The organism is Acidovorax sp. ACV01 (genome assembly GCF_014851495.1).
Classification (GTDB): Bacteria; Pseudomonadota; Gammaproteobacteria; order Burkholderiales; family Burkholderiaceae_C; genus Acidovorax; species Acidovorax radicis.
Map to the genome: position 1 here is coordinate 717,554 of NZ_JACUZT010000001.1, position 21,213 is coordinate 738,766.

25 protein-coding genes are annotated in these 21,213 nt (G+C 60.0%); 19 read left to right on the forward strand and 6 right to left on the reverse strand.

Features of this window, described 5'->3' with window-relative positions; all coding sequences use genetic code 11:
• Window positions 1–302 precede the first annotated feature (302 nt).
• From IB243_RS27045 to IB243_RS03345, 10 genes are all read left to right on the forward strand, one after another.
• On the forward strand, window positions 303–644 hold the full coding sequence (locus IB243_RS27045) for a four-helix bundle copper-binding protein (RefSeq protein ID WP_069103138.1): 342 nt from the start codon (window positions 303–305) through the stop codon (window positions 642–644).
• A 20-nt stretch (window positions 645–664) separates the two neighbouring features.
• A complete protein-coding gene (locus IB243_RS03305; RefSeq protein WP_069106281.1) occupies window positions 665–1,081 on the forward strand; it encodes a DUF305 domain-containing protein in 417 nt (138 codons plus the stop codon).
• Window positions 1,082–1,345: 264 nt separating this feature from the next.
• A complete protein-coding gene (locus IB243_RS03310) occupies window positions 1,346–1,537 on the forward strand; it encodes a DUF2933 domain-containing protein (RefSeq protein ID WP_055402945.1) in 192 nt (63 codons plus the stop codon).
• Between the two features lie 145 nt (window positions 1,538–1,682).
• The gene (locus IB243_RS03315) at window positions 1,683–3,941 is read left to right on the forward strand and encodes a heavy metal translocating P-type ATPase (RefSeq protein WP_370540301.1); all 2,259 of its coding nucleotides are present in this window, start codon (window positions 1,683–1,685) and stop codon (window positions 3,939–3,941) included.
• Window positions 3,942–3,980: 39 nt separating this feature from the next.
• Window positions 3,981–4,466, forward strand: a complete 486-nt coding sequence (locus tag IB243_RS03320) for a hypothetical protein (RefSeq protein ID WP_231940668.1) — start codon at window positions 3,981–3,983, stop codon at window positions 4,464–4,466.
• A 75-nt stretch (window positions 4,467–4,541) separates the two neighbouring features.
• On the forward strand, window positions 4,542–5,867 hold the full coding sequence (locus IB243_RS03325; protein WP_192424947.1) for a TolC family protein: 1,326 nt from the start codon (window positions 4,542–4,544) through the stop codon (window positions 5,865–5,867).
• Window positions 5,868–5,879: 12 nt separating this feature from the next.
• A complete protein-coding gene (locus IB243_RS03330) occupies window positions 5,880–7,397 on the forward strand; it encodes an efflux RND transporter periplasmic adaptor subunit (RefSeq protein ID WP_192424949.1) in 1,518 nt (505 codons plus the stop codon).
• Entirely contained in the window at window positions 7,394–10,540 is a 3,147-nt protein-coding gene (locus IB243_RS03335) for an efflux RND transporter permease subunit (RefSeq protein ID WP_121508531.1), read from the forward strand. The genes IB243_RS03330 and IB243_RS03335 overlap by 4 nt, the downstream gene beginning before the upstream one ends.
• Before the next feature lie 139 nt (window positions 10,541–10,679).
• Window positions 10,680–11,492: an alpha/beta fold hydrolase gene (locus tag IB243_RS03340; protein ID WP_370540302.1), complete on the forward strand. Its 813-nt coding sequence runs from the start codon at window positions 10,680–10,682 to the stop codon at window positions 11,490–11,492.
• 21 nt (window positions 11,493–11,513) lie between these two features.
• Window positions 11,514–12,443 (forward strand): sensor domain-containing diguanylate cyclase, encoded by a 930-nt coding sequence (locus IB243_RS03345; protein ID WP_121508533.1) that lies wholly within the window; start codon window positions 11,514–11,516, stop codon window positions 12,441–12,443.
• Between the two features lie 76 nt (window positions 12,444–12,519).
• Here IB243_RS03345 and IB243_RS03350 read toward each other — a convergent pair whose 3' ends face one another.
• The 4 genes from IB243_RS03350 to IB243_RS03365 form a co-directional block, all read right to left on the reverse strand.
• Window positions 12,520–13,023 (reverse strand): hypothetical protein, encoded by a 504-nt coding sequence (locus IB243_RS03350; protein WP_055400387.1) that lies wholly within the window; start codon window positions 13,021–13,023, stop codon window positions 12,520–12,522.
• 18 nt (window positions 13,024–13,041) lie between these two features.
• Window positions 13,042–13,365 carry a heavy-metal-associated domain-containing protein gene (locus tag IB243_RS27405; protein ID WP_192424951.1) on the reverse strand — a complete coding sequence of 108 codons (324 nt, stop codon included), beginning with the start codon at window positions 13,363–13,365 and terminating at the stop codon, window positions 13,042–13,044.
• A 240-nt stretch (window positions 13,366–13,605) separates the two neighbouring features.
• The gene (locus IB243_RS03360) at window positions 13,606–14,058 is read right to left on the reverse strand and encodes a PaaI family thioesterase (RefSeq protein ID WP_055400385.1); all 453 of its coding nucleotides are present in this window, start codon (window positions 14,056–14,058) and stop codon (window positions 13,606–13,608) included.
• A 225-nt stretch (window positions 14,059–14,283) separates the two neighbouring features.
• Window positions 14,284–14,676 (reverse strand): HAD domain-containing protein, encoded by a 393-nt coding sequence (locus IB243_RS03365; protein ID WP_225584681.1) that lies wholly within the window; start codon window positions 14,674–14,676, stop codon window positions 14,284–14,286.
• Between the two features lie 36 nt (window positions 14,677–14,712).
• Here IB243_RS03365 and IB243_RS03370 point away from each other — a divergent pair, with 36 nt between their 5' ends.
• On the forward strand, window positions 14,713–15,042 hold the full coding sequence (locus IB243_RS03370) for an HAD domain-containing protein (RefSeq protein WP_233559560.1): 330 nt from the start codon (window positions 14,713–14,715) through the stop codon (window positions 15,040–15,042).
• A 411-nt stretch (window positions 15,043–15,453) separates the two neighbouring features.
• Window positions 15,454–15,774: a hypothetical protein gene (locus IB243_RS03380; RefSeq protein WP_192424955.1), complete on the forward strand. Its 321-nt coding sequence runs from the start codon at window positions 15,454–15,456 to the stop codon at window positions 15,772–15,774.
• Between the two features lie 152 nt (window positions 15,775–15,926).
• On the opposite strand, the gene IB243_RS03385 is transcribed toward IB243_RS03380, so the two are convergent.
• Window positions 15,927–16,379, reverse strand: coding sequence for an HAD domain-containing protein (locus tag IB243_RS03385; RefSeq protein ID WP_192424956.1), 453 nt, complete (start codon window positions 16,377–16,379; stop codon window positions 15,927–15,929).
• Window positions 16,380–16,492: 113 nt separating this feature from the next.
• Between IB243_RS03385 and IB243_RS03390 the strand changes: the two genes are divergently transcribed.
• On the forward strand, window positions 16,493–16,795 hold the full coding sequence (locus tag IB243_RS03390) for a helix-turn-helix domain-containing protein (RefSeq protein WP_082836262.1): 303 nt from the start codon (window positions 16,493–16,495) through the stop codon (window positions 16,793–16,795).
• Here the strand turns inward: IB243_RS03390 and IB243_RS03395 are convergent.
• Window positions 16,792–17,232, reverse strand: coding sequence for a hypothetical protein (locus IB243_RS03395; protein ID WP_192424957.1), 441 nt, complete (start codon window positions 17,230–17,232; stop codon window positions 16,792–16,794). The genes IB243_RS03390 and IB243_RS03395 overlap by 4 nt on opposite strands.
• Window positions 17,233–17,409: 177 nt before the next feature.
• Between IB243_RS03395 and IB243_RS03400 the strand changes: the two genes are divergently transcribed.
• The 6 genes from IB243_RS03400 (at window position 17,410) to IB243_RS03430 (ending at window position 21,158) form a co-directional block, all read left to right on the forward strand.
• Window positions 17,410–17,847 carry a helix-turn-helix domain-containing protein gene (locus IB243_RS03400; RefSeq protein ID WP_192424958.1) on the forward strand — a complete coding sequence of 146 codons (438 nt, stop codon included), beginning with the start codon at window positions 17,410–17,412 and terminating at the stop codon, window positions 17,845–17,847.
• Between the two features lie 437 nt (window positions 17,848–18,284).
• The gene (locus IB243_RS03410) at window positions 18,285–18,464 is read left to right on the forward strand and encodes an antitoxin Xre/MbcA/ParS toxin-binding domain-containing protein (RefSeq protein WP_225584682.1); all 180 of its coding nucleotides are present in this window, start codon (window positions 18,285–18,287) and stop codon (window positions 18,462–18,464) included.
• Window positions 18,465–18,560: 96 nt separating this feature from the next.
• Window positions 18,561–19,145, forward strand: coding sequence for an HAD domain-containing protein (locus tag IB243_RS03415; protein ID WP_192424959.1), 585 nt, complete (start codon window positions 18,561–18,563; stop codon window positions 19,143–19,145).
• 550 nt (window positions 19,146–19,695) lie between these two features.
• Window positions 19,696–19,899, forward strand: a complete 204-nt coding sequence (locus IB243_RS03420) for a hypothetical protein (protein WP_099741086.1) — start codon at window positions 19,696–19,698, stop codon at window positions 19,897–19,899.
• 204 nt (window positions 19,900–20,103) lie between these two features.
• The gene (locus IB243_RS03425) at window positions 20,104–20,505 is read left to right on the forward strand and encodes a disulfide bond formation protein B (RefSeq protein WP_233194846.1); all 402 of its coding nucleotides are present in this window, start codon (window positions 20,104–20,106) and stop codon (window positions 20,503–20,505) included.
• On the forward strand, window positions 20,502–21,158 hold the full coding sequence (locus IB243_RS03430; protein ID WP_192424960.1) for a thioredoxin domain-containing protein: 657 nt from the start codon (window positions 20,502–20,504) through the stop codon (window positions 21,156–21,158). Before IB243_RS03425 ends, IB243_RS03430 begins: the two co-directional genes overlap by 4 nt.
• Window positions 21,159–21,213 lie beyond the last annotated feature (55 nt).

Below are 21,213 nucleotides of genomic sequence, written 5' to 3' on the forward strand. Positions count from 1 at the left end.
GCACTGCATGGTGGTTACGTCAGCTTTGAAGGGCTGTGATTGGACGGCAGCCGTGCGAATAGGCGTAACAAAGAGCCTTGGCGAAGACTACTTGGTCGAATGTGACATCTAGATTACGACCGTGAAACCTCTTCGTCATCTTGCACCGAAATTGCGGCAAATTGCTCGAAGGCTGAGTCAATCGTCGGCGCGAGCCTACAGAACCGAATGCTTCTCGCGGCGGAAGATGGATGCTCCTTGCAGCCCGCTGCGTAGGATCAAGTTCAACTTTTTGAGCCATCCAAACCTATCAGGAGATCCAGATGATTCACACCCCGAACCCCTACATGTCTTGCATCAATGCTTGCCGGTCGTGCGCGACGGCTTGCCATCAGTGTTTCGCAGAGTGCCTCAAGGAGGAGGACGTCAAGATGATGGCCCGCTGCATTGCGCTGGACGCGGACTGTGCGGCCGCTTGCAGCTTAGCTGCCGATGTGATGGCGCGCCGAAGCGAATACGCCGAGGCGATTTGTGCGCTGTGCGCGCAGATCTGCAAGGCCTGCGGCGATGAGTGCGCTAGGCACGAAGCCGAGCATTGCAAGGCATGTGCCGCCGCTTGCCACAAATGCGCTCAAGAATGTGCCGCCATGGCCCACGCAGATTGACGCTGTTCAAGGAGCCCACCATGAGATTTCTGCACCCACCCTCGAAAACCGTCTCGGCAACCGCCTTTCTTGCATGCGCGTTGGTGGTTCCCTTGTCGTTGCACGCCCAGTCTGCCCCACACGCTGGCATGAAAGGCGCTGCCATGGATCAGACGATGCCTGCAGGCAAGATGGACATTAAGTCCATGATGAAAGAGAACAACGACAAGATGGCGTCCGTGAAGACGTCAGGCAATCCCGATGTGGATTTCGCGCAAATGATGCGCATCCACCATCAAGGTGCCATCGACATGGCGCAGAGCCAATTGCGCGATGGAAAAGATCCCCAACTACTCAGCATGGCCCAGGACATTATTTCCGCGCAAAAAAAGGAAATCGCTGTGCTGGATGCGTTTCTCGTTCGCAATGGCAAGCAACCCACAGCACCCACGAAATAGTTCTCTGTACTCAGCGATCGCTGCCCTGACCCTTGGACCGCTGTCGGGGAATCAGGGCAGCGTTACTCAGACGCCGTTTGCAGTGCGCATGGGGGCTGAGCAGGCACATGATCCACGTCAAGAGGACTTGTCATCAGTTTGACATTGCCACCGTGTTAAGCCTTATTGTTTCCATACGGCTCGTCACTGTCTCGACGACCTCATATGGAGAAAACCATGAACCACGATCACAGTACAGGACAATCGGATAAGGCCAGCGCTTCAATGGGCAGAAAGAGACTGATTGGCGCAGTCGTCATGCTCGCTTTCATTGGCATGTTTTTTCTTCTCAAAGAGCACTGGTCGCATGTCGCGGGCTACTGGCCGTATCTGCTCTTGCTGGCTTGCCCCCTGATGCACCTTTTCCACGGACACGGGGGGCACGGCTCCCACAACGTCGATTCGAGCAAGAAGTAATCTTGCACGGCCAAAACACCCAGGGAGGCTATCCATGTCGAATGCGCAACCGCACGAACACGTCCATCATGACCACCAGCATCATGAAGGGCATCACACGCATGTGTCGTTGCCCACGACGGGACTAAAGGATCCTGTCTGCGGTATGGATGTGACGGAACAATCGCATCACTCGACAGAGCACGAAGGGCGTCCTTACTACTTTTGCAGCGCCAAATGCAAAGCACGCTTCATGGAAGCGCCGCAAAAGTTTCTCTCGACTCCCATCAGCGAGCGCGCGCCTCAGCCTGAGCCCGAAGCGGCGCAACCGGGCACAACCTATACCTGCCCCATGCACCCTGAGGTGCAACAGGACCATCCTGGAAATTGCCCCAAGTGCGGCATGACACTGGAGCCCATGCTGCCCACGCTGGATGAGGGAGAAAACGCCGAGCTCGTGGATTTCCGGCATCGCTTCTGGTGGACGCTGCCTCTCACTGTGGTGGTTACCGTCCTGGCCATGCTTGGGCACCGGTTGCAGTGGTTCGAGATGGTCACACAGAGCTGGATTGAACTGGTGCTGACGGTACCCATCGTCCTGTGGGCGGGCTGGCCCTTCTTCTTGCGCGGTGCGCAGTCGGTCGTGAACCGCAGTCCCAACATGTGGACGCTGATTGGTCTGGGAACGGGCGCAGCATTTGTCTATAGCGTGGTCGCGACCGTTGCGCCGGGGGTGTTTCCCGCCTCGTTCCAGGCCATGGGGCGCGTGGCGGTGTATTTCGAAGCTGCAGCGGTCATCATCTCGCTCACGCTGCTGGGTCAGATGCTGGAGCTGAAGGCGCGCTCGCAGACTTCGGCCGCCATCAAGTCGCTGCTGGGCCTGGCCCCCAAGACCGCGCGGCGTATTGACGCCAACGGTCAGGAGAGTGATGTTCCCTTGTCCCATGTCCATGTGGGAGACCTCTTGCGCGTGCGGCCTGGCGAGAAGGTTCCTGTGGATGGTGTGGTGGTCGAGGGGAGCAGCGCGGTGGACGAAGCCATGCTCACTGGCGAGCCGGTGCCCATCGTCAAAGGGCCTGGTGATGCCGTCATCGGTGCCACGCTCAATACCAACGGGGCACTGGTGATCCGGTCCGAGCGGGTGGGCTCCGCCACCATGCTGTCGCAGATCGTTCAAATGGTTGCGCAGGCACAGCGCTCACGGGCCCCCATGCAGCGCATGGCCGACCAGGTGGCGGGCTACTTCGTGATGGCTGTGGTGGGTATCGCGTTGCTCACACTCTTCGCGTGGGGCCTGTTCGGTCCGGAGCCACGCTGGGTCTACGGCCTGGTCAATGCAGTTGCGGTGCTGATCATCGCGTGCCCTTGTGCGTTGGGCCTGGCAACTCCCATGTCCATCATGGTGGCCACAGGCCGGGGGGCGACCAGCGGCGTGCTGTTCAGGGACGCGGCAGCCATCGAGAACCTGCGCAAGGTGGACACGCTGATCGTGGACAAAACAGGCACGCTCACCGAAGGCAAGCCCTCCTTCGAACGTGTAGTGGCCATGCCCGGTCTGTCCGAGGATGAGGTTCTGCGCCTGGCGGCCAGTCTGGACCAAGGCAGCGAGCATCCGCTGGCCGATGCCATTGTCCAGGCAGCTCGCGCCAAGGGGCTCGCCCTGGACAAGCCCGAGGACTTTGAGTCCGGCTCGGGCATCGGGGTGCGCGGACAGGTCGCTGGACGCCAGCTCGCCCTGGGCAACACGGTCCTCATGGAGCAGGTTGGGGTTTCAGCGAACCCGCTGCTTGCGCAGGCAGAGGCCTTGCGCGCCACAGGCGCCAGCGTGATGTACCTGGCGGCCGATGGCCAGCTTCAAGGCCTGCTGGCGGTCTCGGATGCCATCAAGGCCAGCACGCCGGAAGCGCTGGCGACCTTGCATGCGGCGGGACTGCGCATTGTCATGGCCACGGGCGACGGCATGACCACCGCCAAGGCGGTGGGGGCCAAACTGGGGATTGATGAGGTCCATGGCGAAGTCAAGCCTGCGGACAAGCTGGCCCTGGTGTCGCGGCTGCAGGCCGAAGGCCGTGTTGTCGCCATGGCGGGGGACGGGATCAACGACGCGCCCGCCCTTGCCAAGGCGGATGTGGGGATCGCGATGGGCACCGGCACCGACGTGGCGATGAACAGCGCACAGGTCACCCTGGTCAAGGGCGATCTGCGAGGGATTTCCACTGCGCGGGAATTGTCGGAGGCGACGGTGGGCAATATGAAGCAGAACCTGATGTTTGCCTTCCTCTACAACGCGCTGGGCATCCCGATCGCCGCAGGGCTGCTGTATCCCTTCACCGGATGGCTGCTGTCGCCAATGATTGCGGCCCTGGCGATGAGCCTGAGTTCTGCGTCGGTGATCACCAACGCGCTGCGGCTGCGCAAGGGCTGAGGAGGGGCCGCTTGCACGGACTTGATCTGGGTTAAGTCCGTGACTGGCATTCTGGATACCATTCGCACCATGATCGCTGTCAGGAACACCGTGTTGCGCCAAAGACGCTGGATAACCAGCGTTCTGGTCGCGGTGTTGCTTCTGATGCAGTTCGCGTTGGCGGCCTATGCCTGTCCCAAGCTGGACTCCGCAGCCCATGCGGCATCGATGCAAAAAGCGGGCATGGCCATGGAAGACTCAGTCGGCATGCCCTCCATGCCCGATTGCCACGCTATGGCGGGAACCATGGATGAGCAAGATCCTCAGCTGTGTCGAGCCCATTGTGATGGCGACAGCTTGTCCTCCCCCTCGCTACAAGGTCTCGATCTGCAGGCGCTCGCGGCTCACGCCATCTGGGTTGCTTATGTGCTGCCCGTGATCCTGGACTCAGAACGCCATATTGACCCTCGGGCTGTCTACGCAGAGCTGGACAGTCGAGCGGGCTCTCCCCCCATCTATCTGACCCATCAGGTCTTTCGGAATTGAACGTGCACGGCGTGTGCGCTGCCTTGCAGCGTGCGCGCAGGTCTGACTTCGTGCCCCTTCATTTCGAGGACTATCATGCCCAACATCTCCTTCGGCGCTCCCTGCGAGCGCCTGCCTGCGCAACTGCGCATTCATCCTCTCTCGCCGCGCATCCGTGTGCGCAACCTCAACCATCTGCGCCTTTGCGCTCTCGGATTCCTGCTGGCCGGCATCGGCCTTGCAGGCAACCAGGCCCACGCCCTGGGGTTTGCCGAAGCCTTGGATCTGGCGGAGCAGCACAGCCCTCGTATCACGGCCCAGCGGCTGCAGATTGACGCAGCCAGCAGTACCCAGAAGTCGGCGGGAACTCTGCCGGATCCAAAGCTCTCGGTCGGGGTCGAGAACTTTCCCATCAGCGGCATGGATCGCTTCAGCCTTACGCGCGAGTCCATGACCATGCAACGCCTGGCGCTGATGCAGGAGGTTCCCAACCGTGCCAAACGAGATGCGCAGATCGCCAGCGCCCAGGCCAAGGTGGAGCGCGAACGCGCCACTCTGGGGGTCCAGCGTCTGCAGATCCGCCAGGAGCTGAGCCAAGCCTGGATCATGGCCCAGGCTATCGAGCAACGTGATCAGGTACTCACCGGTCTACTGAGTGAGAACCAGCGCCTGCAGGACAGCCTGCCCGCCCGCATCGAGGGGGGGACGGCCCAAGCGGGCGATCTCCTGATGGCCAAGCAGGAGGCTCTTGCGCTGTCGGACCGCAGGGACGATCTGCAGCGGGACCGATCCAAGGCCAGGGCGATGTTGCGGCGCTGGGTTGGCGCCCGCGCCGACGAGGCGCTGCAGGGAGTTCCCGGGCCGCTGAGCCGCCCTTTGGACCAGCTTCGGTCAGAGGTACACCGCCACGCGGAACTCGCGCAGTACCCCGCCATGCAAGCCATGGCCTTGGCGGAAACGCGCGAAGCCCAGGCAGAAACCAAGGGTGATTGGTCCTGGGAAGTCGCCTACAGCCGCCGCGACCGCCGCTGGGGCGACATGGTGTCTTTCCAGGTGACCTTTGATCTTCCCTGGCAACAGGAGCGGCGTCAGGGACCCCAGATCAAGGCCAAGCAGCTGGAGCTGCAGCGCCTGGAAGCCGAGCAGGAGGACGTGACCCGCAGGCACCTACAGGAGCTGGAGGACAGCGCCTCAGAGCTGGCGGCACTGAACAGTCAGATCGAGCGGCTGCAATCGGCTGGCATCGGCTTGGCACAAGGGCGCGCCGAACTCGCGTTGGCCAACTACCAGTCTGCCAAGGGCGATTTGAGCGCCGTGCTGGCTACAAGGGCCCAGGTGCGGGAGGCGCACTGGCGACTCATTGAGCTGCAGGCACAGCGGGACACCGTGATTGCCCGCCTGAACAGCCTGATCGCGGACTGAAGGGAGAACCACATGACCAATACCGTTTTCAAGAAGACCGTTGTGGCCGTAGCACTGGTGGCTGCAGGCATCGCCCTCGGCTGGACCGTCTCCCAATGGCGCACCGCGAACAACCACGCACTGGGAGCCAGTCCCGCATCGACAGAAGCAGCAAAAGCCGACCGCAAGGTGCTGTACTGGTACGACCCGATGTCGCCGACGCAGAAGTTCGATAAGCCAGGCAAGTCCCCCTACATGGACATGGCCTTGGTACCCAAGTATGCGGATGAGGACACTCCGGAAAGCTCCGGCCTGAGCGTCTCCGCCCAGGCCGTGCAAGCCCTCGGCCTGCGCACCGCCCTGGTAGAGCAGCGAGACATTGGGTCCGATGTGGACGTGCTGGGCACGGTCCAGCTCAATGACCGGGATGTGAGCATCGTCCAGGCCCGCTCGGGCGGCTTCGTGGAACGCGTCTATGCCCGGGCCCCGGGCGACGTGGTGGCCGCAGGCGCGCCATTGGCCGATCTACTGCTGCCAGAGTGGGTGGCTGCGCAGCGCGAGTTTCTCGCGGTCCGGGCGCTCAAGGACGAGTCGCTGACGACAGCAGCGCGCCAGCGGCTGTCGCTGCTGGGCATGCCTGCCTCGCTCGTGGCCCAGGTGGAGCGCACGGGCGAACCTCAGGGCCGCTACACGGTGACCTTCCCGCAGGCCGGCATGGTGGCTGAACTGATGGTGCGCCAGGGCATGACGGTCTCTTCGGGGGGCAGTCTGGTGCGCGTAAACGGCCTGGCCAGCGTCTGGATCGAAGCGGCCGTTCCTGAAGCGCAAAGCGGTCCCTTGCAACTGGGGCAGGACGCCCAGGTCCGATTGGCCGCGTTTCCGGGCGAAACCCTCAACGCCCGGGTCGTGAGCATCCTCCCAGAGGCCAACCGGGACACCCGCACGGTGCGCGTGCGCCTGGAGCTTCCCAACCCCACCCAGCGCCTGAAGGCGGGCATGTCCGGGCAGATCGTCCTGGCCGGACGCACACAACCAGCGCTGCTGGTGCCCAGCGAAGCGGTGATCCGCACCGGCAAGAGGGCGTTGGTCTACGTGGTGGACGGTCCTGGCAAGTACCACCCCGTCCAGGTGCAACTCGGCGGGGAAATCGATGACCGCCTCGTCATTCAAGGCGGCCTCACCGCAGGACAACAGGTGGTCGCCTCGGCACAGTTCCTGATCGACTCGGAAGCCAGCCTGCGAGGCATCATGCCCGCACTGCCTCCAGGCAGCAGCGCGCAACCCATCGCTGAACAGGGTTCCTCGGCCTCTGCGGCTCCGGCGTCCAAGAGCTTTACGGTGCGAGGGGTGGTCGATGAGGTCACGCCCACCGAGCTGACCCTTACCCACGAGGCCGTGCCTGAACTGAAGTGGCCCGGCATGACCATGCCATTCAAGTTGGCAAACCCAGAACTGGCAAAAGCACTGAAACCCGAGCAGCAGGTGAAGTTCACCTTCCAGCAGCAAGGCAAGGACTTCGTGATCACTGCCGTGGAAAGGATCAAGCCATGATCGCGCGTCTGATCCGCTGGTCGGTGGCGAACCGACTCCTGGTTCTGCTGGCGACCGTGATGCTTACGGCCTGGGGCGTGTGGGGTGTGCGCAGCACCCCCGTGGACGCTCTTCCCGATCTTTCGGATGTCCAGGTCATCATCCGCACCTCCTATCCCGGCCAGGCACCGCAGATCGTGGAGAACCAGGTCACATACCCCTTGTCCACCACCATGCTGTCCGTCCCGGGCGCCAAGACGGTGCGAGGCTTTTCGTTCTTTGGCGATTCATTCGTCTACATCCTGTTTGAGGATGGCACGGACCTGTACTGGGCGCGTTCCCGGGTGCTGGAGTACATGAACCAAGTGCAGGGCCGACTACCCGCCACGGCCAAGTCGTCGTTGGGCCCAGATGCCACCGGGGTGGGCTGGATCTTCCAGTACGCCCTGGTAGATCGCACCGGCAAAAACGACCTGGCCCAGCTTCGCGCCTTGCAGGACTGGTTCCTGAAGTTCGAACTCAAGAGCTTACCCAACGTGGCCGAGGTGGCATCGGTCGGTGGCATGGTCAAGCAGTACCAGGTCGTGCTCGACCCCATCAAGCTTGCGTCCCAAGGCCTCACTCAGGGGCAGGTGCGCGAGGCCATCATGAATGCCAACCAGGAAACGGGGGGATCGGTGCTGGAACTGTCCGGCGCCGAGTACATGGTGCGCGCCAGCGGCTATCTCAAGACGCTGGACGACTTCCGCGCCATCCCGTTGGTGTCGCGCGCAGGGGTGCCTGTGCGCCTGGGGGATGTCGCCACCGTTCAGATCGGGCCGGAAATGCGGCGCGGCATCGCTGAACTCGACGGCGAGGGGGAAGTGGCTGGAGGCGTGGTCGTGCTGCGATCTGGCAAGAACGCCCAGGAAACGATCCAGGCCGTAAAGGCCAAACTCAGCGAGCTGCAAAGCAGCCTGCCCCAGGGCGTGGAGATCGTCACCACCTACGACCGCAGCGCACTCATCGAGCGGGCGATCCAGAACCTCAGCACCAAACTCGTAGAGGAGTTCATTGTGGTGGCGGTGGTCTGTGTCTTGTTCCTCTGGCACCTGCGTTCTGCGCTGGTCGCCATCATTTCTCTGCCGCTGGGGATCATGGCGGCGTTTCTGGTGATGCGCTACCAGGGCATCAACGCCAACATCATGTCCCTGGGCGGGATTGCAATCGCCGTGGGCGCCATGGTCGATGCAGCTGTGGTGATGATCGAGAACGCCCACAAGAAGCTGGAGGCCTGGCAGCACAAGCATCCCGACCGCCAACTGGTGGGGGAAGAACGCTGGAAAGTGATCACCGAAGCTGCCGAGGAGGTGGGCCCCGCGCTGTTCTTCTCGCTGCTTATCATCACGTTGTCCTTTGTGCCCGTTTTTACGCTGGAAGCACAGGAAGGCCGCTTGTTTGGACCGCTGGCGTTCACGAAGACCTACGCGATGGCCGCAGCTGCGGCACTCTCGGTCACGCTGATCCCGGTCCTCATGGGCTACTGGATCCGGGGGCGTATCCCTGACGAGCAGAAAAACCCCATCACCCGCGCGCTGATTGCCGTGTACCGACCTTGCCTTGAGTGGGTCTTGCATCGTCCCAAATCCACCCTGGTCATCGCCGTGCTGGCGCTGACGACCACGATCTGGCCCCTGTCGCGGTTGGGGGGCGAGTTCCTGCCCAGGCTGGATGAAGGCGATCTGCTGTACATGCCGTCAGCCCTGCCGGGCCTGTCGGCACAGCGAGCCACGGAGCTTCTGCAATTGAGCAACCGGATGATCAAGACGGTGCCCGAGGTCGAGCGCGTCTTCGGCAAGGCGGGCCGCGCAGAGACCGCCACCGATCCGGCCCCGCTGGAAATGTTCGAGACCACGGTGAAGCTCAAGCCCAGAGACCAATGGCGTCCAGGAATGACGCCCGAGGGCCTGATCGAAGAGTTGGACAAGGCCGTCAAGATCCCCGGCCTGTCCAACATCTGGATTCCACCCATTCGCAACCGAATCGACATGCTGGCAACCGGCATCAAGAGCCCCATCGGTGTCAAGGTGACGGGCAACGACCTGCAGGTGATCGATGGGATCGCGGCACAGGTCGAGCAGGTCGCCAAAGGCATTCCGGGAGTGGCCTCGTCACTGGCCGAGCGCCTGACAGGGGGCCGCTACGTCGATGTCCGCATCGATCGCACGGCCGCGGGGCGCTACGGGCTGAATGTGTCCGATATCCAGGCCGTGGTCTCCGGGGCCATCGGTGGAGAAAACGTCTCGGAAACGGTCGAGGGCCTGGCGCGCTTCCCCATCAACCTGCGCTACCCGCGTGAGTGGAGAGACTCGCCCGAACGGCTGGCCCAGTTGCCCATCTCCACCCCCATGGGGCAGCAAATCACGCTGGCAACGGTGGCCAGCATCTCCATCACCGATGGGCCGCCCATGCTCAAGAGTGAGAACGCCCGTCCATCGGGCTGGGTGTATGTTGATGTGCGGGGACGAGATCTGGCATCGGTGGCCAATGACCTGCGCGACGCGGTGAGCCGACAGATCAAGCTGCAGCCAGGAGTCAGCATCACGTACTCTGGCCAGTTCGAGTACCTAGAGCGGGCCAATGCTCGCCTCAAGGTGGTGGTACCAGCCACCTTGCTGATCATTTTCGTGCTTTTGTACTTGACCTTCTCGCGCATGGGTGAGGCGGGACTGATCATGGCGACGTTGCCATTCGCGTTGACCGGGGGCATCTGGTTCCTCTACCTGATGAACTACAACCTGTCCATCGCCACCGGTGTGGGCTTCATCGCCCTGGCGGGGGTCGCGGCAGAGTTCGGGGTGGTCATGCTCATCTACCTCAAGCAGGCACTCGCAGAGAGATGTCCAGACGGCAGGCAGCCCACACTGGAAGAGCTGCTGGACGCGATTCGGGAAGGTGCCGTGCTGCGCGTGCGACCCAAGGCAATGACCGTGGCTGTCATCCTGGCGGGCCTGGTGCCCATCGTGTGGAGCAGCGGGACAGGCTCGGAGGTCATGAGCCGCATCGCGGCACCCATGCTGGGCGGTATGGTGACGGCGCCGCTGCTGTCCTTGTTCGTGATTCCTGCGGCCTATGTGCTGATGCGTAAGCCAAGGAGAGTGAAAGCAGAGGCATCCGGAGGCTGAACGCTGCGTTGCGCAACCAAGTGCTCCCAATAAACCTGTCGTTTCGCGCTCGCAATCGTGCACGCTTGCATACATTTCACACGCGGTGCAAGCGTCGGGCGTGCAAAATCTGCGGGCAGACCGCCCAGAAAGAACAACAGTGGAAATTCGTAAGCGCAACAACGTTCATATGATCGACCCAATTCGCCCGGACGCCCCTTTGCTCGTCTATGCGCACGGCTTTGGGTGTAGCCAGCATATGTGGCGACATATCACTCCGGCCTTTGAAGGTAAGTGCCGCCAGGTCTTGTTCGACTACGTCGGCTGCGGCCAATCAGACTTGGCCGCCTTTGACCCCGTGAAGTACGCAAGTCTGAAAGGCTACGTGCAAGATCTGCTGGATGTATGCGACGCATTGGGCATCGAGCGCGGAGTGCATTTTGTTGGACATTCGGTCAGCGCCAGCATCGGCCTGCTGGCCTCCATCGAGCGACCTACACTTTTTGACCGCCTGATTCTGGTTGGCCCGTCGCCTTGCTACCTCAATCACGCTCCGGACTACCTTGGAGGGTTCGAGCGCCAGGATTTGGAGGGCCTATTGGACCTCATGGACCAGAACTTCATGGGCTGGTCCAGCTACCTCGCACCCATTGTGGCGGGAGCGCCGCAGGCAGACAGTCTGGGCGGAGAGTTGTCTGAGAGTTTCTGCTCAACCGATCCTACGATGGCTCGTATCTTTGCGCAGGCAACCTTCTTTGCGGATACCAGAGAGGAGCTGTCGCTCGTGACCCGGCCGAGTCTGATCCTGCAGCATGGCAACGATGCGTTGGCGCCCCATTCGGTGGGGCAATACATGCACAAGAAGCTCAGGGACAGCACGCTGGAAGTGCTGGACGTGACCGGACACTGCGCCCACATGAGTCATCCGCACCTGGTGACGGCCGCCATGCAGCGATATCTCTCCTTAGCGTGAGCGAAACCGAGAGGGCAGAACATGCTGGCGGTTGATGACATCCCTTGCGCGATGATGATCACGGACCCGGTGGGGCACATCGTGCGGATGAACGGGGAGTTCCTTGTCCTGATCGGGGGCACGGAGGCGTTTTGGCTCGGCCACTCCATGGATGAACTGTTGACACCAGCTTCTCGAATTTTCAGCCAGACCCACCTGTTTCCCACGCTGCATCACGCCAAGAGTGCGCGCGAAGTGTTCCTCCACCTGCGCGGTGTTGGCGGCGAGACTGTTCCTGTCATGGTCAATGCGGTCAGCAAGCGCCTGGACACGGGCGACCACATCGTATGGGCCTTTTTTGTGGCCCGCGAACGCAGCCGTTTCGAAGGCGAGTTGATCAAGGCCCGTGCAGAGGCCCAGGGTCTTGCCCAGCGCTTGGCCGCCAGCAATCAACAGGTTGAATTGCAGAATCGCCAGCTTTCGGAACTGAGTCTCTCTGATCCGCTTACGGGTCTTAAAAACCGCCGTGCGCTGGAATTGATCGTGCAGAAGTGGCAACGGACGGCCTCTCGACAGAGTTACGTGTCGTTGTTGATGGTGGACGTGGACTACTTCAAACGGATCAACGACGCGCATGGCCATCCCGAGGGCGACCGGGTGCTGGTGAACTTTGCTCGCCAGATACAGGCAGACGCACGTGGTTCGGACCTGGTGGTGCGATACGGTGGGGAAGAATTCGTCCTTTGGTTACCTGATGCGGACGCAGAAGCAGCTGCCAGAATTGCTGAGCGGGTGCACAAATGCGCCAGACGGGTGCGCTCATTGGCAGGGCCAGTAACGGTCAGTGTCGGGCTGGCGTGTGCAGTACACCAAACCGGAGCGGATTTCCTCGCCCGACTGCTAAAACGCTCTGATCAAGCTGTTTATAGGGCAAAGGCGCTCGGGCGCAACTGCACTGTGGTTAGTGACTGAGTCACCAAGCCTCGCGCAGCTCACCAGCGTTTGGAATAGTGATAGCTTGCCCCCGCAAAGAACGTTCGCGGTGAGACTACTTGGATGGCATGGCTGCTTGGCGGTCCACCATCATTTGCATCATCTGTTCCATCATGGCCATACGGCGCTCCATTTGAGCGTGCATGCCCATCATGCCTCCCATACCCGAGTTTCCAGAGGCTGCAGGCATGGCAGGTTTGGTCTGCGCCCCTTGCTGCATCATTCCCATCCCCATGCCACCAGAACTACCCGCGCCCATCATGGCCATGCCTGACTGCATGAGCTTCATGTGTTCCCCCATCAGCGCTGAACGTTCGGTGGGAGTCTTGGCCGCCTGCATTTTTTTGTGCATTTCCTGCATCGCCTTCATCTGACGATCAAAGGCGTCCGGTGTTGGCGGGGTGGTAGCTGCCGGGGCAGACTGGGTGGTTACGCCACCGCTCTGCGCATCACCGGGGTGGTGGCCTGCGTGTTCGTCCGCAGGTTTTGGAGATTGCGCGACGGCACAGCCCGCCACGAAAAGGGTTGTCAACAGCCCAGCGACGATATTCAGACGCATGATGGTCTCCTTGTAGGTTCAACTGCAGCATGACGACGTACGGTTCGCAGCGCCTTGATTCACATCAACAGAGGTTGTGGACCGAGACGCACAGCAGCAGCCACCGGTTGTTCGGCGAGATGCAGGACTCACCGCCGCGTCTGCTTTGTATCCAGCACGCTCAATCGCTGAGCGGACAAGCTCCACAGTGCTTTCTCCGGCTTGCGCCGGGATGCGTACCTGACATGCAGCTGCGTCGATTTCTACTTCGATGCCCCCAGGCAGTTGGGCCTGAGCTATTGCACGACCAATGCGCTGGGCGCAAGTGCCGCACGTCATATCAGGAACATTGAAATGGACCATGTGAGCCTCCTTTGGTTGATTCACGTTTTGACTATGAACCTTGCCACGGTGTTAAGGTCAAGGTCTCACGGAATTCAATCGGCATAGAAGATCGGAAAGCAGCAAACGACCTCAGTGCTGGTGGTGTCTCTACGAGCTAGAACGCTCGCGCCTTGGGTGAACGACTGTCGAAAATCTCCATCTCAGCCGAGGGGAAGGAGACCTTTGGCGCCTTGCGCCTTGCGCCTTCCCGCCGCGTGCCTAGCGCGCAGGCGCCACCATAGCGGTGGCAATTGCCAAATGCTGGGCTGGTCCTGTACCTGCCTGAGAGAGAAAGCCCTCGGCGAACGAGAAGTTTTTAGCAGATCGAACGAGATGCGCTTGGAATGCAAGCGACTCGCTGACAAGTGCAAGGGACAAAAATTTGACCGACAACTCCAGGGTGACGACGACCTTGGAATCGTAGTGGCCCAAACCTGCAAGCACGAAGGCTGCATCAAAACCTGCGGCGATAACACCGCCATTGATTGCGGAGGTTCCTCCACCTCCCTGAAGGCCAGATTCGATTTTGGTGAAATTGATGATCGCCAAGCCTGGCTCTTTGAACGTCCCCCTAAACCCAAACCAAGCAATTTCTTTCCTGGCGTTGAATTGAGCCAATTGCTCTTCGCGCTGAGTGGAGACTAGGCGAAATGGGATGGTCGGACTATGCATGGGAAAGCAATGATGCGTTTACCGTCCAAATGTACATTGAAGGCTCGTCAAAATGTACATTCAGGATGCGTCTAACCTTGCATCCAAGACACTTGCGGCGGGGGTTTTCTCGAATGAAGATTCGATAGTTGGACCGTTGTTAAGTCCACTGTACCCCGCGAGCTGCTATGGGGTTCTGGCCGATAAGGCCACATGACAGCTGCGCAATTTTTCCCTCAGTTCGTGTTATACCTCGGGGTTGGATAAGCCCGTAGTTCCCTCGCATGCGACCAGGTTTTGCCGACAGGAGTCAGGCCAATCTTCCAGATCGTCATCGAGCGCTATCCACTGCTTGGGTTTTCTGCGCTGAGCGTCTTCTTGAACTTGCACGCCCCGGGGTGTGGTGCGGAACATGGACAGGTTCCATGGGTCCACGCCATGCACACGTCTGTGGTATGTCCCGCCAATAAACCGAGCACGCAAGGACGCTGGAAGGCGCTTAAGGGTTGCGCTGTACCCGGGGCGAATGCACCAGGTGCTACTCAGTACCAGGGCAACGGTTGGGTGGGGTTGGAGCACCGACTCCAGGATTGGAACCCATTCGAACAGCGAATGCCCTGCAGCCTCATACGGGCTCATGTAGATGCCCTTGCGTGGATGCCCGAGTGCCAGATCGTGATCACCAGCACCTGGCGCCTGGAACAGGCCTATGAGGATCTATTGGAAAGGTTCTCTCCGGACATTGCCGCCATGATCGAAGGTGTTACCCCCAGATATTGCGATCTAACGAACGTCCCGAATACGCTGGTGGGGTACGAGCGGGAGGCCGAGTGCCATGCCTGGCTTTGGGCCAACGATGTGCCACATCGCAGATGGGTGGCGGTGGATGATCGATCGTGGCTCTATCGGCCGTTCTGCAAGTCGTTGTTTTTGGTCGATGGGCGAACGGGACTCACGCAGGCCACCGGTTCACAACTGACAGCTCGTCTTCAAACCACACTTTGAAAAGACTGCCAGGAGTGCAGACCACCTAGCCTCAGAAAACACAAATCTAGGGTTAACCCGAGCATCCTAACCGGGTAATCTGCACCGAAAGTGAGATCACCCCACTTGAGATGAGTCGGCCGATGAGCTTGAAGGCGGCGTTTTTGGCCTTGAACCCCAGATGGGAAGCGATCCGACTGTAAGACGGAAAGCATCCCTCACTCCTATACAGCGCTCGGAGACTGAGCAAATGCATCGTGTCGCGGTTGGTTCGGGCCATGCTCGATATTTTAGTGAACAAACGTACACTAATCAAATTCGACTCACCAACGCGCCTTCAGGTATCCAGCAGACTTCGATCTTTCCCCAGAAGCGCCTGCGAATCAGAACTTGCGACTACCATTGGGCAGACCGCGTCAAACGAGATCACCTATGCAGATTTTTGCTTCCGGCGAAGGCCGTAAATTGAATGCTCCGGATGAGTTCTTGCCTCAGGGATCTGTAGGCAAGGTGGTGGGTCTCATTGATCTGGGGAAGAACAATGGATCCAATCATTTCGGTTGGTCTGGGGTCAAAACGGTCATTGACTTCGAGGGCGACGCTTACGTTTTGGATTTCCCAGAGCACAACCGCTTGGTAACCGACGATGGGCTCGAACTCACGCAGACAGATGCAGGGGAAGTTGGAGGCTGGTGGCCCGATTCGGGCGATATTCAGCGCTATGGACTGCGCTGGATCGAATTGACGTACTGAGCCATCCTTCGACTTGCCAAGCGCAGCTCCAGTAGAGCCGAGCGAGGGGGCAGAAAGGTGGCCCCCACTTTTCCGACGAGAGGTATTTTCACTATCGGTGAACCCCAGCTTTGTTATCTGAGGGCCTGTCGTCTACCTTCCTGGCTGCCTTTTCAATGAAGGCTTTGAAGACGAGCTGCAAGTTGCGAACCGGTAGCCTGCGTTAGCCCCGCGCGGCCATCGACCAAAAACAATGACTTGCAAAACGGCCGGTATAGCCACGATCGATCATCCACGGCCACCCAGCTGCGATGCGGCATTTCGTTGGCCCAAAGCCAGGCGTGGCACTCCGCCTCCCGCTGATAGCCTACTAGCGTATTCGGGACGTTCGTTAGATCGCAATATCTGGGGGTGACGCCGTCGATCATCGCGGCAATGTCCGGAGAGAACCTTTGCAGGAGATCCTCATAGGACTTCTCCAGGCGCCAGGTGCTGGTGATCACGACTTGGCACTCTGCCACCTGCCGTAACGCATCTTCCAAGATAGGTAGGCAACAGAAGTGCCTCGACTCGTGGCAGTGCTCTGGGTGCAGGACCCCATCAAAATCCAGAAAGAGTATGGGCACAGCGCGACTTCAGAAACAGATTTCCAACAGGGCTAAATATTTTTCCGAGTTAGCGAGCCAATGAGACTATTTGGTCGTGGTCTTTTTAGTCTCATTGGACGGAAATCGGGTGGATGTCTTCCCGAAAGCGTGTTCCACCCCAAGCCGACTTTGGTCGGGCGCTGCAGCAACTGCGCGCGGCACGCGGCTTGGTTCAGGAAGACATGTTGCTGGCAACGAGCCGCCGACACATCAGTCGCATCGAGCAGGGACATCAAGTGCCCAGTATCCGCACCATCGAGGTATTGGCCGAGCAGATGCAGATACACCCTTTGACCTTGATTGCTACCGCGTACTGCCCAGACCTGGACACGAACTTGGTCAATGAACTCCTCAGGACCGTCAAAGCGGACTTCAAGGGCATCATTTCAGACTAGGCGTGGCATTCCGAGTCGGCCTGTTCTTTGGCATGCTGAACCAGAATTTGAAGCCCTTGTATCAGACCGGTGCCAATGGGTGTGGCATCTTGGCGTTGCAGCATCCGATTGACGATCTCCCGATCCACGGCAGTGCTGAGCAAGCACAGTGCTTCTTGCAGAGTTTCCAGACCCACTTCCAAGCTGTCGCCTGAACGCTTGGCTCCCGCCTTGGTCAGAAGCAACAGGGTGAGCGGTAAGGCAGCACGAGCGGGATCATGATCCCCGCTCCAACCCGAGCCAGACAGAAGGTCTCGGAGCTGGTCTGACACCAACAAAAGGTGGTTGTCATTCAGCGCATCCGGCAAGATGGATTCCCATCCCCGTGATGTGATCAGACCCATCATGTCCTGTGGACCAAACTTTCCGAGAGTCGCTTTTTTTAAACGCAGCATCATTCGCCATTCCAGTTAATATGAGACCAATTGGTCCCGTTCGAGACCGTGGCGTGCGAAGATAACTGAACAGAGATGGCGTTTTTTCGTTCCAAGTGCGCCCGTCTCCCAATGGAAATATACCGGTTGCCCAAATGCGCTTAAAGAGGCAACCAGTCTGTTGTCTCATTCGTTTGCCCCGTGAAAAACCGCCTGAATCTCACCCGCTTGGCCGAACTTGATCGGCAGTTTTGCGATTTCGCGAAGCTGCAGCGAAATGCCACGCCCAGGTGTGGCTGGGCAAAGACGGTGAGATTGGCCTTGGGCATGAGTTCCAAAGCGCTAGGTGAGCGTTTGGGCATGACGGCACAGGGAGTCCGCAAACTGGAGCAGGCCGAGGCCAACGGCACTATCACGCTGAATACGCTTACACGTTTGGCTCATGGCCTGGACTGTGAAGTGCACTACATGTTTGTTCCCCGAACCAGTTTGGTCGAGCAGGTGCTCAACCGTACTCAAGAGATCGCTGGAATTTCGTTGCCGTCCACGTTGAAGGGGGCGGAGGCGCTGACAGATGCAGAGACGCTGATGGCCCTTACCAGTGCGCTGGTAAAAGTGAGCAAGCGTGGCCTTTGGTGAGTCAGCGCTGGTTCTCCTACCGATACAACCCCGCGATGAGTTTGAACTTCGTTGCTATCATTAGCGCAAAGCAAGCCCCCGGTGCGACCTCTGCGAAAGTATGCCCCCGTGGGCGACGTTTTTCTGAGAGGTACTTTGATGAAATCGCTCTCCGAAGCTCGCGACAGCTCTTGAGAGATCCCCGCGCCATGGAATTGCACCGCACAGGTCAGGCTGCCCGCAAGGCGAAGCGCGTCATCACAATCAAGGTCAAGCACGCTCTTCCTGTCATCACCGCAAGGGAATATGCGCGCTCGGGCGATGCAACCAAAGATCCGACACTCAGGCGACGCCGCTGTGCCATTGTTAACGGGACTGATCGGTAACTTGTGGACACGAATTCTGCCCCCATCGCCCTAGAAGACCACATCGCTATTCTCACTATGCTTGTGCGGCGCATGGTTGATGAGTCTGGCGACCCAACTGGTTTCGACGCACAGGCCTGGCTTGATCACTGGCTCATGGGGGTGGTCCCAGCATTGGGTGATCGGAGGCCTCTCGATGTGCTCAATGAGCCCGGTGGCCTGGAGGTTCTGAGAAGCTTGCTCTTGCAGGCCCAGTACGGAGCGTTTTCGTAGGTGTACGAAGGGTGTTGGTAAGTTCTGAGTCCGATCTGGACCTGCCTTCATCCCCGCTGGGCAAATTGCCACCAAACAGAATCCCGACATACGGTTATGTCCACTAACCAGAATTCCCCTTATCTCCCCGCGTCCACTCCACGCAGCGCGGACGTCGTTCTGTACCTGGACCTCGATGGTGTTGTCCACCATGAGAAGGTGCTCTGGCATCCCCGCAAAGGCATCCACATGAGTCCGTATGAGGCTGCAGGACATTCCTTGTTCGAATGGATCTCTGTCCTGGAGTCGGTGCTTGAACCCTACCCAGCCGTTGCCTTGGTACTGAGCAGCACCTGGTGCATCCGTCCCGGATACAGCGCAACCCTCAAACGCCTTCCTGTCTCCTTGCGTGCTCGATTTATTGGTGGGACGTACCACAGGCGTGTGCATGGCGTGGATCCCTGGAACCTTTCCATGTTCCGCACCACCCCCCGGGGCGTGCAAGTTCAAGAGGACGCTCAGCGCAGAAAACCCCGGCAGTGGATAGCTCTTGATGACGATCTGGAGGATTGGCCTGACTCTTGTTGGCAAAACCTGGTCGCATGCGATGGAACAACGGGCTTGTCAGACACCGGAGTCCAACAGGAGCTGGGGGAGAAGTTGCGCTGCTGCTTTTCGGCTCTGTCCGACAACCACTTGTAGTTTCTATAAACAACCAGCTGACGAGGGACGGGCGGCGAGAGCAGACACTTTGCAGCCCGTGGTAATTGGCATACTGCTGACTGCTACTCTGTTTATGTGCTGACACTGGGCTTTGCCCACATTGATGTTGGCGCCGATGAATCTTGACAGTGTCATGTGTATCTCCTTGGGTTTGAATGCACGTGACCCGGAAACTGCACCAACTCCTAGCCAGCCGACGGGTCACGTGTGACAGTTTGCTGACCGTATGCCGACAGCTTGCGCACCGCAGGATTACAAGTTTGTTATGTTGTCGCGCCTGGCTGTGTGATCGATTCGACACTGCCGGGCATGGCATCGGCCGGCGCTCCAAAGTGGTCGTTCCGCCTGGGATGCCACTACAATTTTCCGGATGCACTCCCGCACCCGACTGCTTGTTTTCCTCTTGGTACTGTTGCCGCTGCAACTGTGCTGGGCGGCAGTGGGCGCGTACTGCAAAGATGAAGGACCGGGCTCCTTGCCTCCTGTGGCAATGCATTGCTGCGAGCACGCCCAGCTGCGGGACGGAGCAATGGATGAATCCACCCGAGCTGGCGATGCAGCGCCCAGCGTGGACTGTGGTTCCTGCCATCTGCAGGGCACCGAAGCCTTTCAGGCGCAACGCGATCTACTGCCGGCCTTTCCCCTGGGGCGCTTTTACACCGACACGCGCGGGTGGCCGTCTTCAGAGTCCGTCAGTCGCCCCGAACGCCCGCAGTGGCCCGCCCTGGCCTGACCAGGGCATCGGTCACCACCGTCTCCGATCCCCGCCAAGCGTGCCAGCACAGCGTGTGCTGGCCTCATTAGCATGCCTTCGGGATCTTTCCATGTCCTCCACTGTCGGGTCGAATGGCTCTGGAATCTACACACGCAGTTGTGCCTTGATCGGTGCCTCCTGCCAGAACCGTTGTTCAAGGAGGCGTCGATGAGCCGGCCCTCGGTGCTGCTCCTGATCGCCTGGCTGCTGGCTGTGTCCGCCACCGGCAGTGCGTTGTTCATCGGCGAAGTCATGGGCATGGCTCCTTGCGTCTTGTGCTGGTACCAGCGCATTGCCATGTTCCCGCTGGCCTTGCTTCTTGGAATGGCCTTTTACAGCGACGACCGCCGGGGCGCTGTCTATGCCTTGCCTCTGGCGCTGGCGGGTGCGGTCGTGGCTGGTTACCACAGCCTCTTGGCGGCAGGCCTGGTGCCCAAGGCTTGGGTCCCCTGCGGCGCCGGCGTGTCATGCGCCGATCAGAAGCTCGACATCCTCTACGGCATTGAGTTGCCCTGGCTTTCACTGGCGGCGTTCATTGCCATCGCCGTCTCGCTCTCCCTCTATCTGCGAAAAACAGACAAATGAAACACCGAAAACTCATCATCTTCCTCGTGCTGGGCATGGCCTTTGTGGCCTTCCTTGTCGGCGTGAATCTGTACCAGAGCCGCGTGCAAAGTGCACAGGAGCTGCAGGTGGCAGGACAAGCCGAACGCCTGGTCCGCATGCATTCACCCGTGATCGGGCCCCGTGAGGCACCCGTGACCATCGTCGAGTTCTTCGATCCCGCCTGCGAGACCTGCCGCGCCTTTTATCCGGTGGTGAAGGAACTGATGCAGCAGTACCCCACCGAAGTGCGGCTGGTCATCCGCTACGCGCCTTTCCACCAAGGCTCGGAGCAGGTGGTCAAGCTACTGGAATCGGCCCGGCGGCAGGACAAGTACCTGGCCGTGCTGGAAGCGGTGCTGGCCGCACAGCCGCAGTGGGCGGACCATGGAACCCCCAACCTGGAGTTGGCCTACAAGGCGGCTGAACAGGCGGGGCTGGACATGCAACGGGCGCGGGCGGACATCGCAGCCCCTGCATTGGACGCCGTGGTGCTACAGGACGTGCAGGACCTGACCGCCCTCAAGGTCGAGAAGACGCCGACCTTCTTTGTCAACGGGCGCCCGCTGCCCAGTTTTGGCCACAAACAGCTGACTGACCTAGTGGCGCAAGAGGTCTCCAAAACCAAGAAATGAAAGCGGGACATTCAAGTAAGCGCTCCGCAAGCCCACCGGTGGACTTGGCGCGCGC